We start from the raw sequence: 13,671 nt of genomic DNA, 5'->3' as shown, positions 1-13,671 counted from the left end.
CGCCCGAGGCCGGATTCGCCGGGGGGGGCGGACATCGCCCTCGCCTCCTCCGTGCGGCGGTCCGGGCGGCGGCGCCGGGGAGTGACGCCGCCGCTTCCTTCCCATGGCAGAACGCGGGGCGGCCGGCGGCCAGGGGCCATTGGTCCCTGGGTCAGGTCCGATGATCCCCTGGTGAGCCGGGCTCGACTTCCCCTGCGCGGCAGCGCGGGCACCCCACGGATGGTCCTCCGTGAGACAGCGGATCGGTCTCGGAGACGACGCCGACGACCGGCCCGGCGCGCGTCGGCACCCGTACGGCGCGTGGGCCGGTCGGTCCGTTCGGGGGACGGACGGCCCCTACCGAGCCGGGAGTGTGCCGTCACGCTGGAGAGGAACGCTCCCCGGAGGTGGAGATCATGTCCCGAACCGTCACCGTGGGTCTCGACGGGTCGCCCGAGAGCCGGGCCGCCGCCGAGTGGGCGGCGCGCGAAGCCCTGCTGCGCGGCCTGCCGCTGAAGATCGTGCACGTCACCGAGCCCGCCCCCGTGCTCTTGGCGCAGGCGCCGCAGGTGGGACCCGAGACCAGCCAGCGCTGGATCCGGCCGGTGGCCCCCGGGGCCGCGGAGGGCATTCGCCTGCGGCACCCGGGTCTTGAGGTGCTCACCGAGCAGCTGACGGGACCGGTGACCGAGGCGCTCTGTGAGGCGGCGGACGCCGCCGAGCTGCTCGTGCTGGGCTCGCGGGGTCTCGGCGGCATCGGCGGGTTCGTGGCCGGTTCGGTGAGCCTGGCCGTCGTATCCCGTGCGGCGCGTCCCGTGGTGCTGGTGCGTGAGGGTGAACAGGCCGCGGACGAGCACAGGACGGACCCGGCGGGTGTGCCGTCCACCGCCACGCCGTACCGGCCGGTCGTGCTCGGACTCGACGCCGATCATCCGGACGACACCCTGCTGGAGTTCGCCTTCGACGCCGCGGTCCGCCGGGGGACCCCCCTTCGGGTCGTGTCCGCCTGGCCGGAGACGGCCGCGTCCTGCTACCGCTTCCCGGGGGACGCGGAACTCCAGGACGACCTCGAACGGAGCCACCGGACCGCTCTGGCCGAGGCACTGCGCCCCTGGCGGCAGAAGTTCCCGGGCGCCGACGTGATCGAGGCGAGCCGTTGCGGCAGCGCCGCGCGGGCCGTCGTCGACGCCTCCCACGACGCCTCCCTGGCCGTCGTCGGCCGGCGTATCCGTACGGGTTCGCTCGGCGCGCACATCGGTCATGTCACCCATGCTGCCCTGCATCACATCGGTGCGCCGGTCGCCGTCGTGGCTCACCTCTGATCCGGCAGGCCCGGGTTCGCGCGTCCGCCGGTACCCCGTCCCGGAGTCCCTGGCCGGTTCGGTACGGCTCCTCTTCAGACGTCCGTCGCGTTCAGACGTCCGTCGCGGTCAGCCGGCAGTCGACGCCCACCACGCCCTCGACGCCTCGGACCAGGCGTACGGCGAGCGGGATCCGGGTGGCGTCGGTGACCCGGCCGGTGAGGGTGGCGATGCCCTCGGTGACCACGATGTGCACCGGCTCCACCGGTGCCGGGAAGAGCGGGTCGACCACCTCACGCCGGATCTCGTCGGCGAGTTCGTTGTCGGATCGGAGGAACACCTTGAGCAGATCTCCACGGCTGACGACCCCTTCGAGGACGCCCTCGGCGTTCACGACGGGCAGCCGCTTCACATGCCGTACCGCCATGATGCGGGCGGCCTCCGGCAGCGTGGCGTCGGCGTGGACCGTGACGGCCGGGGCGCTCATCAGCTCCTCCGCGCGCACGGCCCCGGCCTTGGCCAGGTCGGACAGCCGGCGCATCTGGGTCAGGCGGTCCGGGTCGCTGTCCCGGAACTCCTCCTTGGGCAGCAGATCGGCCTCGGAGACGACACCGACCACCCGTCCGTCGCCCTCCAGGACGGGCAGGGCGCTGACCCTCCCTTCGTCCATGCGTTCCACGATGTGCTTGAACAGGGTCTCGCGGCCCACCGCGACGACGGCACGCGTCATCACGTCGCCCACCTGGTGCGGGCTGCCGGTCATGGTCTTCTCCTCACCGCTGCGGGGAGCCGGGCCTCACAGGGCCTCGCGGGTTCTGCCACCAGCCTGAACGCGTTCTCACGTCCGCACCACCGGTCGGTCCGGTCGGTTCCGGCAGGGGCCTCCCGCCGCCGCGGTGCCGCCACGGCCGCGCGGGGACCGCCGTAGGGCCGCCCAGGGTCCGGTGGCCCGTCCGGCAGGTGACGAGGGCCGGCCGGCCCAAGCGGGGCCTTCCGGGCAAGGACAGTCTGGACCCGTGAGGTCATACCGACGGTGCCCCCAGGCCCGTCGGGCACCAGCCGCCGACGTCCCGAGGGGGCCCGACCCAGGAGAGGAGGAACGGCCATGGTCGAACAGTCAGGGCCGCGCATGGCCGGAGGACAGGTCCAGGGCGACCTGGGGAGGCGCGTGGCCGCTCGCCGCAGGGAACTCGGTCTCACGCGCGAGCAGACGGCCGAACGGTCCGGTATCGCGGTCGGCTATCTGCGGTATCTGGAGGAACGCCCCGAGGCCGCGCCGGGCACGGGTTCTCTGCTCAGGCTCGCCGACGTCCTGCACACCACCATGTCCCACCTCACGGGAGGCGACCCGGACACCCCGCCCGGACCCGGCCGTGCGGGCCCCCGGCCCGAGTTCACCGAGTTGGGTCCGGCCGAATGCGCTGCGCTCCTCGGCTCCCACGGCGTCGGACGCCTCGGCCTGGACACCGCTTCGGGTCCGGTCGTCCTGCCGGTCAACTACAGCGTCGTCGACGGAGCGATCGTCTTCAGGACCGCGGGCGACGGCATGCCGTCCCTGGCCGTGGGGCGCCGGGTGGCCTTCGAGGTCGACCGCATCGACGACGCCTTCTGCGAGGGCTGGAGTGTGCTGGTACGCGGACGCGCCGTCCGGGTGACCGATGACGAGGAGGTCCGCCGGCTCGTCCCGGCGGCCCACGGTGCCCCATGGGCGGGCGGAGACCGCGATCTGTGGGTCCGGATCGAGCCCCGCTCGGTGACCGGGCGCCGTATCACCGTCGGATCGGCGCCGGGCCGGACCGGGCCGGACGCCGGCACGCCCCGGCCAGGCCGGGAAACGGCGGACGGGACCGCCGGCGCGGACAGGGGGCGGTGAGAGCCGCGCGCCCCGGCCTCGGCGCCGGAACAGGACGCCGAAGGGGAAGACCGTCCCCCCTCACGTGCTCGACGTGGTGGGGCCCGTGTGGGGCGGTGTCATGCGTGGGCCCGGTCCAGGGCGCTCTGCAGGGACTGGGTGTACCCCTGGCTGGTGTAGCTGGCTCCGGAGACGGCGTCGATGTGCGCGCTCTGGGCTCCCAGTGCCTCCTGAGTGAGGCGGGGCAGCGCGTAGGAGGCGATCTGCTGGTCGCGGCCGTTCTCATCCGGAGCCCGCAGCACCTTGACCGCGGTGATCCTCCCCTTGGCGAGGGTGACGGCGATCTGCACCGTTCCGTACCGGGTCTGGACGGCGTCGCCGGTGAAGGTGCCTGTCCTCACGGATGATCCGGACGTTCCGGACGCGGGCGTGGGGGTGCTCGGTGCGGGCGAGCTGGTCTGGAGGGCGGGGGGCTGGTGGGGTTTGAGGGCGAGGAGCGTGACGATGAGGGCGCCGGCTCCGCCGGTGACGAGAACGGCTCGCCGCATGATGGATCTCCCTAGAAGGCGAAGGACTCGTGATGGATGCGCCGGGACGGGACACCGGCGTCGCGAAGCGCTGTGACCGCCGCCTCGGTCATGCCGGGAGGGCCGCAGAGATAGACGTCGTGCGCCGCCAGGTCGGGCACCAGGGCAGTCAGGGCGGGGGCGGTGAGGGGTGAGGACCAGGCGGCGGGTTCGTCGACGACGTAGCGCACGGTGCCCCCTCTGTGAGCCGCTATCGCGTCGAGTTCCGCCCGCAGCGCCAGGTCCTCGGCGCGCCGCGCGCGGTACACGAGGGTGACCTGCCCGGGGAGGGTCTCGAAGAGAGCGCGCAGGGGAGTGATGCCGACGCCCCCGGCCAACAGCAGCACCTTGGGCGCGGTGCGACGGTTCGCGGTGAGGCCGCCGTAGGGGCCTTCTGCCCAGACCCGGGTGCCGGGACGCAGCCGGGACAGGGCGGAGCTGTGACCGCCGGCGCTCTTGACGGTGATCCGCAGGTGCCCGTTCTGGGCGGGGGCCGACAGGGAGTAGGGGTTGGCCGCCCACCACAGGCCGGGAGCCAGGAAGCGCCAGCGCAGGAACTGGCCGGGCTCGCCGCCCAGCTCATGGAGGTGCGCACCCGTCACGTACACGGACACCACGTCCAGCGCCTCGGGCCGGACGGCGGCTACGCGGAGGCGGTGCCGCAGTCCGCGCCGCAGAGGAACGGCGAAGCGATACCAGCCCACGAGAGCGGCGACCGTTACGAACAACGCGTACCAGGCCGCCTGGGCGGGACGGTTGCCGACGAAGTCGGCACCGTTGGACAGCTGATGGCCGAAGGCGAGAAAGACGGCCAGGTAGGTGGCGAAGTGCAGGTAGTGCCAGGTCTCGTAGCTCATCCGGCGGCGGGCGGCACGTGCGGAGAGGACGGCGGTGAGCAGGAACAGCAGGAATCCAGCCGTGCCTTTGAGCAGATCGGGATAGTGCAGGACGAGGATGGAGGTCTGGCTCACCACGTCGGTGTGTGAGGTCAGGCTGTAGCCCCAGATGATCAGCAGGGTGTGGGCGAGCGCCAGCGACACGGTGCAGCGGCCGCCGAACGCGTGCCAGCGCGCCAGTCGGTCACTGCCGATCGTGTGGTCGAGCAGGGGTACGCGGGCCATCAGAGCGAGCAGGACGGCGCAGGCATAGCCGGCGAGCAGGCCGGTGATGCGCCCCGCGCCGGTGAGCCAGCCCGCCGGGCCGACCACCGACGTGGTGTCGCCCCACCACAGGGCGATCACGCCGACCGCCCCCGCCCAGATCACCGCCTGCGCCAGTAGGGGCACACTGCTGGTGCGCGAGCGCGAGCGCGGGCGCCGGTGACGCATCTTGCGGTCCGCGTGCGCGGGCGTCGTGCTCATCGTGGTGGTCATGTGGTTCCTCCGGATCACTGCTTCCGGTGAGCGGGCGGCCAGCCTGGCAGCCGATCCTCTGCGTACCCTCTGAGAAGACGGAGGCAGGCCGCCGGAACAGGGGATTCAGAGGAAACTCAGAGCCATGAGGTGTCCCCGGGGGTGCGGTACCGAGGGATGCTGGACGGACCATGGACAAGCCGTTCGCCTCAGCACCTTCGCACCGTCCCGATGATCAACCCGTCCGGGTCCTGGTCGTGGACGACGAGCCCGATGTCACCGATGTCCTCTCCGCGGTCATGAGCGGCGAGGGGTGGCAGGTCCGCACGGCCGCGGACGGCGCGGGCGCACTCGAGGCCGCCCGCGAGTTCCGGCCGGACGCGGTGATCCTCGACTGGATGCTCCCGGACCAGGACGGACTTCAGGTGCTGCGGGCCCTTCGACGTGAGTCGCCCCGGGTGTGCGTGCTCTTCCTGACCGCGCGCGACGCGGTCGAGGACCGCATCGCCGGGATCACCGCGGGCGGTGACGACTACGTCACCAAGCCCTACAGCCTGGAAGAGGTCCTGGCTCGGCTCCGGGGACTGCTGCGCCGCGCCGGTCTGACGGCGCGACCCGAGACGGAGGGCCTCGTCGTCGGAGACCTCACGATGGACGAGGAGGCAAGGGAAGTCAGACGCGGAGGGGTCGGCATCGACCTGTCGCGGACCGAGTTCGAACTGCTGCGCTTCCTCATGCGCAACCCACGCCGGGTCCTGTCCAAGCAGCAGATCCTCGACCGGGTCTGGGCGTACGACTTCGGAGGCCGCGCCCACGTCGTCGAGCTCTACATCAGTTACCTGCGCAAGAAGATCGACGCCGGGCGCACTCCCATGATCCACACGGTCCGTGGTGTCGGCTACGTCCTCAAACCGGATCCGTCGTGAAGCGCCCCGCCCCCCGCACCCTGCGCGGCCAGCTCACGGCGGGACTCGTCGTCCTGCTCGCCCTCGCCTGCCTGTCCGTCGGCGTCGTCACCGCCCTGGCCCTGCGCGGCTTCCTCATGGGACGTCTCGACGAACAGCTCGCGGCCTCCGGCGGCCGCTTCGCGGCCAGCCTGGAGCACGAGGCCACACCCGACGCCGACAACCGGCCCGACACCCGCGGCCAGGCCAACGCCACCTTCGGCGCCCGCCTGCTGAACGGCCAGGTCACCCAAGCGGCCGTCATCGACGCCGACACCGACCGCGCCGTCCCCCTGACCGCCGAGGACCGTCACACGCTGACGGAAATCCCGGTGGACGGCAACGGGCACAGCATCCGCCTGTCCGACCTCGGGAGATATCGCGTGACTGCCGTCGCGGGCGACGACGGGGACAGTCTGATCACGGGCCTGCCGCTGCATCCGGTCGAGGAGACCGTCCATCGCCTCGAAGCCGTCGAAGCGGTGCTCTTCACCGCCGCGGTGCTCGTCACCGGCTTCGCGGGTGCGCTGTGGGTACGAGCTTCCCTGCGTCCCCTCCAGCGCGTCACCGCACGGGCGGCCGAGGTCGCCGACCTCCCTCTGGCCAGCGGCGAGGTCGCCATGCCGGGCCCGCTGCCCGACACGGACCCGCGCACCGAGGTCGGTCAGGTCGGCAGCGCCCTCAACCACATGCTCGGTCACGTCGAGGACGCGCTCGTCCGCCGCCAGGCGAGCGAGGAACGCCTGCGCCATTTCGCCGCCGACGCCAGCCACGAACTGCGCACCCCCGTCGCCAACATTCGCGGTCACGCGGAACTCGCCCTGTGCCACTCCGGCCCCGTCCCCGCACCCGTTCACCACGCTCTGGAGCGCATCGGCGCCGAGACCCGGCGCATGACCCGCATCGTCGACGACCTCCTTCTCCTGGCACGTCTCGATGCCGGAAGGCCGTTGGAGCAGGCGCCCGTCGACCTCACCCTGCTGATCCTCGACGCGGCCCAGGACGCCAGAGCCGCCGGCCCTGCCCATCACTGGATTCTGGACCTGCCCGAGGAACCCGTCACCGTCCCCGGCGACGCACACCGCCTCCAGCAGGCCATCGGCAACCTTCTGGGCAACGCCCGCGTCCACACCCCGCCCGGTACCGACGTCACCATCACCCTCGCCACGGAACACGACGGTGCCCGCGTGGAGGTGAGCGACAACGGCCCCGGGATTCCCGACGACATCCGGCCCGAAGTCTTCGGCCGCTTCGTCCGCGCCGACAGCGCCCGCTCCCGGAGCACCGGCAGCACCGGCCTCGGACTGGCCATCGTCCAGGCCGTCGTCACCGCCCACGGCGGCACCGTCTCCCTCGACAGCGGCGACGGGCGCACCGTCGTTCGCCTGACACTCCCGTTCGACGCCGCGCACGCGGCCTGACATCGACCGTGTCCCTCTCCCTGACGCAACCTGCGTCGCCGAGGCCGACGACCCGGCCCGATCCCGATGTGCACGCCGGAGGAGGAGGGAACGCCGAGGAAGGTGTTCATCGGTGGATGGCTCGGCGGCGGTGGAGATCGCGGTCGGCATGGACGCGGACGCGTACCGGGGGCTGGTACTGCCGCTCGACCGGACCCTCATGGGACTGCCGTTCTCCGCGGGCGCTCTGGTGACCAGCGCGGACGTCGTCCGCGACGAGCGGATCTCACCCGAGCCGCCGCGCTTCAACGGGCTGGGGCCCGCGGTGGCCGCGCACACCGCTGCGTCCGCCCGGATCGGCCCCGGAGACCGGGCCGGCCATCAAAAGCGGCTGACCCGGTACTCCTCCAGGAGCCGAGCCCGAACTTCTCGCCCGGGACGCCCTGCCCGCGTCGGGCGTCCGGCGCGCCGCTCGCCCAGCCAGGGCTGACCGGGTACACGAACGGGCCGAGTGGCCCCTGCGCCCGGTCGCCTGAAGGTGGCACGTTTGCGTCGGAGCCCCCTGCCGCGCGAAGCGGCAGTCCGACGAAAAGCGGTGAGGACGATGTCGTTGCCCCTGGTCGTAGGTGTCGACGGATCCGACGGAAGCCTGCTCGCGGTCGACTGGGCCGTGGACGAGGCCGCGCGCCACGACGTTCCACTCCGGCTGGTGTACGCCTCCCGCTGGGAGCGGTACGAGGCCGGAGTGCCGTCGGAGGGCACGGAACGCCCCTCGGAGCGCGTGCTGGCGGAGCACATCGTCGCCTCCGCGGCCGAGCGGGCCGAAACACGCTGCCCGGACGTGAAGGTCACCACCGACATCCTCCCCGAGGACCCGGTGTACGCCCTGCTGCGTGAGGCTGACAACGCCCACGCCGTGGTCACCGGGTCGCGTGGCAGGGGGGAGCTGGCCGGGCTGCTGCTCGGCTCGGTCGGTCTCACCGTGGCGGGCAGGGCACACTGCCCGGTGATCGTGGTCCGGGGTGACGGGACCGCCCTGGCCGGCGGACATGGGCGGATCCTGCTGGGCGCGGGGGATCCCGCGCACACGAGTGAGGCCGTGCGGTTCGCCTTCGAGGAGGCAGTGGCCCGTGAATGCGCCCTGGACGTCGTCCGGGCCTGGCCTTGTCCCCGGCGCGAGGCCGACGGCCCCGCCGAACCCGGGGAGGGCGCCCGGACGCACGAGGCCATGGCCTCGGCGCTGCTCGACTCGCTGGTCGGTGACGCCGTGGCCGCTCATCCGCGGGTCGAGGTTCGCAGCGTGACGGTCGAAGGGCCCGCGCACCGGATCCTGGTCGACCGCTCGGCGGGCGCCGACCTTGTCGTCGTGGGCGGGAGGCGCCGCAACGGGCACGTCGGGCTGCAGCTCGGTCGGGTCGCGCACGCCGTTCTGCACCATGCCCGGTGTCCGGTGGCGATCGTCCCGCAGACGGTGTGACTCGCCAACCGAGGCCGGGGGCGGACGTGGCGAGCGGACCGTTCGGCGGCCGCTCCGCACCCTCGTGTCCGATCAACTGGGCCTGACGGAAAAGGAGTTAGCGGGACGTGTCGGAATGTCGCCTCGCTGTCTTCGGTAGGTGATCGAGTCCGGAGCCGACTTCGACCCCAGCATGTCACGGACTCGGAAACCGTCCGGTTCCTCGCGGAGCGGTCCGGCGGCGAGCCGTGGGCGGGCGGTACGAGAAATCCGACGCTCCGCCTGGTGCCAGCGGAGATCACCGGACGCCGGATCCGGGCCCTGTGACCGCTGCGGTCACCCTTCCCGCAGGTTGAAGGTGCGGGTCTCGCCCGGCCTGATGATCACCGGCCGCCCCGAGAGGACCACGCGGATCGGCGACCTCTCCGAGTCGGGGACGGCGATCTCCAGACGCCCGCCGAGACGCCGTACACGCACGCCCCAATGACCCCGGTAGCACACCGAGAATCCGTACTCGGACAGCGCGGGCAGCGGGACGGGATCCAGCCACAGGGAGTCCTCGCGGGTCTCCAGCCCCGTCAAGCCACGCTGGACCAGACCGAGGGTGCCGGCCATGGCGCCCAGGTGGATGCCCTCTCCGGTCGTACCGCCCTGTACATCGGCGATGTCCGACTCCAGGGCCTCGCGAACGTAGTGCCATGCGTCGGCCCGCCTGGCCCTGGCGAGGACCAGCCCGTGGACGAGGCCGCTCAGGGTGGAGCCGTGGCTGGTGCGCCGCAGGTAGTGGTCGACGGTCCTGCGCCAGACGTCATCGTCCACGTCGTATCCCAGACGCCCGAACAGCCCCCGGAGCTCGGCGGGCGAGAACAGATAGCCGAGCATGAGGACGTCGGCCTGCTTGGAGGCCTGGTAGCGGTTGACGGTGTCGCCCTCCGCCTCCAGGATCCGGTCCAGCCGCCGTATCGTGCCGTACCGCGCGCGGTAGGCGTCCCAGTCGAGTTCGGCGAGCCTGTGGTAGCCCTCGAACTGGCTGATGAGGCCCTGGTGGAACGGCACCCGCAGCCGGCGGGAGATCTCCTCCCACCGCGGCGGTTCGTCGGCGCCGAGCCCGAGTTGCTCGAAGAGTTCGTCGCGACGCCAGGCCGGCAGCCGTCCGAGGAGTTCGAGGGAGCGGGCGAGCACCCAGGCGGCCGTGACGTTGGTGTACGCGTTGTCGTCCAGTCCCGGCCGGCCGGCGCCGGGGTAGGCGTCGTGATACTCGTCGGGGCCGACGACGCCCAGGATCCGGTAGCGGCCCGTGCCGGGGTCGAGGACGGCGAGATCCGCCCAGAAGCGGCTGATCTGCAGCAGCATCTCCGCGCCCCGGGCGTACAGGTACGCGGTGTCTCCGGTGGCCTCGCAGTACTGCCACACGTTGTAGGCGACCGCGGAGCCCACGTGGTGCTGGAGCCGGGAGTGGTCCGGCAGCCAGTGACCGGATCCGGGGTTGAGGTGCCACTCCTGGGCCTCCTCACGGCCGTCGCTGCCACTCTGCCACGGGTACATCGCGCCGGTCCGGCCGGTCTCGGCCGCGGCCCTGAGGGCGCGCGGGAGGCGCCGGTACCGGTAGTCGAGCAGCGCCCGGGACACCTCCGGGAGATGCAGGTCCAGATAGGGCAGTACGAAGAGTTCGTCCCAGAAGACATGACCTCGGTACGCCTCGCCGTGCAGGCCCCGCGCGGGCACCCCCACGTCGAGGTCCGCGGTGTGCGGGGACAGCGTCTGCAGGACATGGAAGAGGTGGAGGCGCAGGATCCGGCCCGCCTCGCCGGGCACCTGGACGTCCGCGTGCCGCCACAGCCGCCCCCACGCCGCGGTGTGGGACCTCAGGAGAGCCGGGAAGTCCGCCGCGGCGGACACCCGGTCCACGGCCGCGTCCAGCGGATCGCTGATCGCGGTGTCCCGCGAGGTGTGCAGCGCGACGGTCTTGTCCACGGTGATCGGCCGGCCGTGAGAGATCGGGACCACCAGGCGGTGAACCGCGCGGTGGCGGGTCGGACGGAACTCCGATGCCGCGGAGGGCCGGTCGGCGACGACCGCGGTGCGGGCAGCGAGGGCCACCACGACCCCGGACGTCCGGGTCCGACAGGTCAGCCAGATCCGGTCCCGCTCCCGCGTGCCCGTTCGCACGCCGGTCAGGTGATGGCGGTCAAGAGCCCTGTAACGATGCACGTTGCCGTTGATCACTGAGCCGTCGAGGCAGCTTTCGATCTCGATCTCTCCCGACCAGTCGACGGCCGTGAAGACCGTCCGCAGCGCGGCCAGATGAGGGTCCGCCATGTGCACCAGGCGGGTCTGCTCCACGGCGAGCATTCCGGCCGAGGCGGCGCTGTGCCGGAAGGTGCGGGTGAGCGTCGCGCTTCGTAGATCCAGGGTGTGCCTGTGGTCGAGGAGCGTGTGGGGGTGTGGGGAGAACCAGGGACCCCAGGATTCCCCGTCGCGCCGCCCCCGGAACCGGAGGAGCAGCCAGTTCGGCAGGTTCACCAGGTCCTCGTTCGTCACTCGGCGCCCCGCCACCGCCGACTCCAACCGGTTGTAGCAGCCGGCCGCGTAGGTTCCCGGGTAGTGGACCAGACCGGCCCGGCATTCGGGCAGCGCGCCCCGCGTGGCGAAGTAACCGTTCCCGAGTGTGCACAGGGATTCGCGCAGCCGCTCGCCGGCGGGATCGTAGCCCGTCCACTCCCATGTCCACTCCGACATCCGCCACGCTCCCTCTCCCCGGAGGCTCGGTCCTGCCGACGGCGGTGCCGGTCGGCCGTGCCGTCCTGCGGGCGTGTGGCCGTCCTCGGGACAGCGGCGACCGGGCGACCGCGTGGGGGAGCAGGGCAGGACCCCGACGCGGGGCCGCGGTGGGGTCCTGCCGGTGCGGCCGGAGGCTCACGGCTACCGATCGGCGGGGCCGATCCGACGGCCCGTCAGGCTCGCGGGCCGGATCGACACCCACATCTCGCGTTCGCCCCCCGCCCAGGGCGTCGTGTGGGCATGCCGGGAAAACCGCCGCACTGCGTCGGGGTCCGTCACCACGCTCGCCCGTCCGACGGCGAGGACGCTCCAGCCCTGGCTCAACGCGTCGTCCACACGGTCGACCTCGAACGCGACCTCGGTCTCCGCCGCCCTGGCGGCGACCGTGTGCGGCGCGGTCCGGAAGACGATCGTCTCGTCGACGACCTCGTAGTTGACCGGGACGACCACGGGGCGGCCGTCGGCTCCCGACACCGCGACCCGCCCCACACCATGCGTGGACAGCAGGACACGGCACTCCTCCGGGCTGAGTTCCCGGAATCCCGGGTGCCACAGCGCGTGCCCCTGACCGGGCGGAAGGTCGGCGTCGCCGCCCAGGAGCGACGTCACCGTGGTGCCGAGCGCGTCGGCGAGCCTGGCGAGGGTCCCCAGGCCCGGGTCCGCGGGGTTCTCCTCGAGGTAGGCGAGATAGTCGGGGGACATCCGGGCGCGGCGCGCGGCCTCCACCGTGCTGATCCCCTGCCTGCGCCGCTCGTCGGCCACGCGGCGGCCGATGTCGCCGGGGCCGGACCTTCCGCTGCGTGCGGTGGCCGGGGACGCGGATTCCTCCCGTGCCTCATGCTCGTCCGGGAGAGGGTGTCCTTCGAGGTGGCGGATGTGTGCGTCGGGTCCGGGGAACACGAGCGTCACGTCGTCCGTGTCCGACCAGCGCACGTCGTAGGGAGGCGTGCCGTCCTCGTGGTGCAGACCGACGATCTCGCCGTCACGCCGGGCGGCTCCGGTCGCCGTGCTCTCGATCACGAGTTGGTCGCCGAGGTGAGCTTCCATGATCGCCGCCCTTTTCTCGCAGTGCCGCTGACTCCAACGTGCCACGAGGGGCACATCTCCGCACGCTACGCACACCGGACGAAGCGTTCGTGGTGCGGACCGGGCTGCCCCGGGCGGCGTCGCGGCTCGCACGCGTCGAGGGGACACGATCCGATGCGGACCGCCGTGCCGCACCCTCTGTGAGCGGTTCGGTGCGATCCGTCGGCATGGCCTACGTCCGTCTCCTCTCTGACGGTGCCTTTGTGGTCCGCCGGGCTCAGAGGTGACTGAGAGGTTCCTGTGCCACGCTGACGCGCGTTCGTACCCCCTTGCTCGCGACCCCCACATCTGAGGACCCTTCATGACCTTGATCAACGGCTTGCCGGCGCATGTTCTCCTCGTGCACGTCGTCGTGGTGCTCGTCCCGCTGACAGCGGTGGCCCTCGTGGTCGCGGCGATATCCCGGCGAGCCGCCCGGCGCATGGGCGTCGTGCTGCCGCTCCTGGCCCTGATGTCGCTGGTCAGCGTTCCGCTCACGACGAGTGCCGGGGAATGGCTGGAGCGGCACGTCTCGGACAGTGCTCTGGTGGAACGGCACGCCGAGCTCGGAGACGGTCTCCTTCCGTGGGCCGGCGGCCTGTTCGTCCTGGCGTCGCTGGTCTGGTGGGTTTCCCGCGCCGCCTCCGAGCCCCGGCCGGAGGGCACGGGCAGGGCCATGTGGTCCGCGATGCCGGTCCGGGCGACGGCTGTGGTGCTCTCGCTGATCGTCGCGGCGGGCGCCGTGGTGGATGTGTACCGCATCGGCGACTCGGGTGCGAAGGCGGCATGGCACGACGGCTTCTCCCGGACGGCCTCCCACGCCACTGACGAGGGCTGACCTTCCTCGTCGAGATACTCCGGGTGGCGAGCCTGGCAGGTCTGAGCGGTCGGTCCGTCGGGCGATGACGCCTCTGCGCGGCATCTGCCTCTGCGGCGACCGACCGCACGGATCCAGTCGGGCTCGCCCGGGAGCCG

At 72.3% G+C, this 13,671-nt stretch carries 11 protein-coding genes and 1 pseudogene; 7 read left to right on the top strand and 5 right to left on the bottom strand.

Annotated elements, in window-relative coordinates; translation table 11 throughout:
- Positions 1-395 precede the first annotated feature (395 nt).
- Complete coding sequence (locus ACIRQ9_RS07890) at positions 396-1,301, top strand: universal stress protein (protein ID WP_404168285.1); 906 nt, start codon at positions 396-398, stop codon at positions 1,299-1,301.
- A 91-nt stretch (positions 1,302-1,392) separates the two neighbouring features.
- Here ACIRQ9_RS07890 and ACIRQ9_RS07885 read toward each other — a convergent pair whose 3' ends face one another.
- The gene (locus tag ACIRQ9_RS07885; RefSeq protein ID WP_404168283.1) at positions 1,393-2,043 is read right to left on the bottom strand and encodes a CBS domain-containing protein; all 651 of its coding nucleotides are present in this window, start codon (positions 2,041-2,043) and stop codon (positions 1,393-1,395) included.
- Between the two features lie 342 nt (positions 2,044-2,385).
- Between ACIRQ9_RS07885 and ACIRQ9_RS07880 the strand changes: the two genes are divergently transcribed.
- A complete protein-coding gene (locus ACIRQ9_RS07880) occupies positions 2,386-3,153 on the top strand; it encodes a helix-turn-helix domain-containing protein (RefSeq protein WP_404168281.1) in 768 nt (255 codons plus the stop codon).
- 98 nt (positions 3,154-3,251) lie between these two features.
- Here ACIRQ9_RS07880 and ACIRQ9_RS07875 read toward each other — a convergent pair whose 3' ends face one another.
- Entirely contained in the window at positions 3,252-3,680 is a 429-nt protein-coding gene (locus ACIRQ9_RS07875; protein WP_404168279.1) for an FMN-binding protein, read from the bottom strand.
- 11 nt (positions 3,681-3,691) lie between these two features.
- On the bottom strand, positions 3,692-5,071 hold the full coding sequence (locus ACIRQ9_RS07870; RefSeq protein WP_404168277.1) for a ferric reductase-like transmembrane domain-containing protein: 1,380 nt from the start codon (positions 5,069-5,071) through the stop codon (positions 3,692-3,694).
- Positions 5,072-5,241: 170 nt separating this feature from the next.
- On the opposite strand from ACIRQ9_RS07870, the gene ACIRQ9_RS07865 reads away from it, so the two are divergent.
- The 4 genes and pseudogenes from ACIRQ9_RS07865 to ACIRQ9_RS07850 all read left to right on the top strand — a co-directional run bounded on the left by ACIRQ9_RS07865 (position 5,242) and on the right by ACIRQ9_RS07850 (position 8,871).
- Positions 5,242-5,976 carry a response regulator transcription factor gene (locus ACIRQ9_RS07865; protein ID WP_404168275.1) on the top strand — a complete coding sequence of 245 codons (735 nt, stop codon included), beginning with the start codon at positions 5,242-5,244 and terminating at the stop codon, positions 5,974-5,976.
- Positions 5,973-7,415 carry an ATP-binding protein gene (locus ACIRQ9_RS07860; RefSeq protein WP_404168273.1) on the top strand — a complete coding sequence of 481 codons (1,443 nt, stop codon included), beginning with the start codon at positions 5,973-5,975 and terminating at the stop codon, positions 7,413-7,415. Before ACIRQ9_RS07865 ends, ACIRQ9_RS07860 begins: the two co-directional genes overlap by 4 nt.
- A gap of 121 nt (positions 7,416-7,536) precedes the next feature.
- Positions 7,537-7,725, top strand: a pseudogene (locus tag ACIRQ9_RS07855) (histidine kinase); the annotation flags it as partial.
- A gap of 273 nt (positions 7,726-7,998) precedes the next feature.
- A complete protein-coding gene (locus ACIRQ9_RS07850) occupies positions 7,999-8,871 on the top strand; it encodes a universal stress protein (protein ID WP_404168271.1) in 873 nt (290 codons plus the stop codon).
- A 315-nt stretch (positions 8,872-9,186) separates the two neighbouring features.
- Here ACIRQ9_RS07850 and ACIRQ9_RS07845 read toward each other — a convergent pair whose 3' ends face one another.
- A complete protein-coding gene (locus ACIRQ9_RS07845) occupies positions 9,187-11,589 on the bottom strand; it encodes a glycoside hydrolase family 65 protein (protein ID WP_404168269.1) in 2,403 nt (800 codons plus the stop codon).
- Positions 11,590-11,772: 183 nt separating this feature from the next.
- Positions 11,773-12,678 carry a pyridoxamine 5'-phosphate oxidase family protein gene (locus tag ACIRQ9_RS07840; protein ID WP_404168267.1) on the bottom strand — a complete coding sequence of 302 codons (906 nt, stop codon included), beginning with the start codon at positions 12,676-12,678 and terminating at the stop codon, positions 11,773-11,775.
- A gap of 340 nt (positions 12,679-13,018) precedes the next feature.
- Here ACIRQ9_RS07840 and ACIRQ9_RS07835 point away from each other — a divergent pair, with 340 nt between their 5' ends.
- Complete coding sequence (locus tag ACIRQ9_RS07835; protein WP_404168265.1) at positions 13,019-13,534, top strand: DUF2231 domain-containing protein; 516 nt, start codon at positions 13,019-13,021, stop codon at positions 13,532-13,534.
- Positions 13,535-13,671: the final 137 nt, after the last annotated feature.

The sequence above is a fragment of the Streptomyces sp. NPDC101237 genome (assembly GCF_044767465.1).
GTDB classification, from domain to species: Bacteria; Actinomycetota; Actinomycetes; order Streptomycetales; family Streptomycetaceae; genus Streptomyces; species Streptomyces gramineus.
Note: the sequence above shows the minus strand (reverse complement) of the source record. Positions and strands in the feature narration are given on the sequence as shown.

What these genes read in the sequence shown, in the direction of transcription:
- ACIRQ9_RS07890 (WP_404168285.1), top strand. Translation starts at nt 396, where the DNA reads ATGTCCCGAACCGTCACCGTGGGTCTCGACGGGTCGCCCGAGAGCCGG.
- ACIRQ9_RS07885 (WP_404168283.1), bottom strand. Translation starts at nt 2,043, where the DNA reads ATGACCGGCAGCCCGCACCAGGTGGGCGACGTGATGACGCGTGCCGTC.
- ACIRQ9_RS07880 (WP_404168281.1), top strand. Translation starts at nt 2,386, where the DNA reads ATGGTCGAACAGTCAGGGCCGCGCATGGCCGGAGGACAGGTCCAGGGC.
- ACIRQ9_RS07875 (WP_404168279.1), bottom strand. Translation starts at nt 3,680, where the DNA reads ATGCGGCGAGCCGTTCTCGTCACCGGCGGAGCCGGCGCCCTCATCGTC.
- ACIRQ9_RS07870 (WP_404168277.1), bottom strand. Translation starts at nt 5,071, where the DNA reads ATGACCACCACGATGAGCACGACGCCCGCGCACGCGGACCGCAAGATG.
- ACIRQ9_RS07865 (WP_404168275.1), top strand. Translation starts at nt 5,242, where the DNA reads ATGGACAAGCCGTTCGCCTCAGCACCTTCGCACCGTCCCGATGATCAA.
- ACIRQ9_RS07850 (WP_404168271.1), top strand. Translation starts at nt 7,999, where the DNA reads ATGTCGTTGCCCCTGGTCGTAGGTGTCGACGGATCCGACGGAAGCCTG.
- ACIRQ9_RS07845 (WP_404168269.1), bottom strand. Translation starts at nt 11,589, where the DNA reads ATGTCGGAGTGGACATGGGAGTGGACGGGCTACGATCCCGCCGGCGAG.
- ACIRQ9_RS07840 (WP_404168267.1), bottom strand. Translation starts at nt 12,678, where the DNA reads ATGGAAGCTCACCTCGGCGACCAACTCGTGATCGAGAGCACGGCGACC.
- ACIRQ9_RS07835 (WP_404168265.1), top strand. Translation starts at nt 13,019, where the DNA reads ATGACCTTGATCAACGGCTTGCCGGCGCATGTTCTCCTCGTGCACGTC.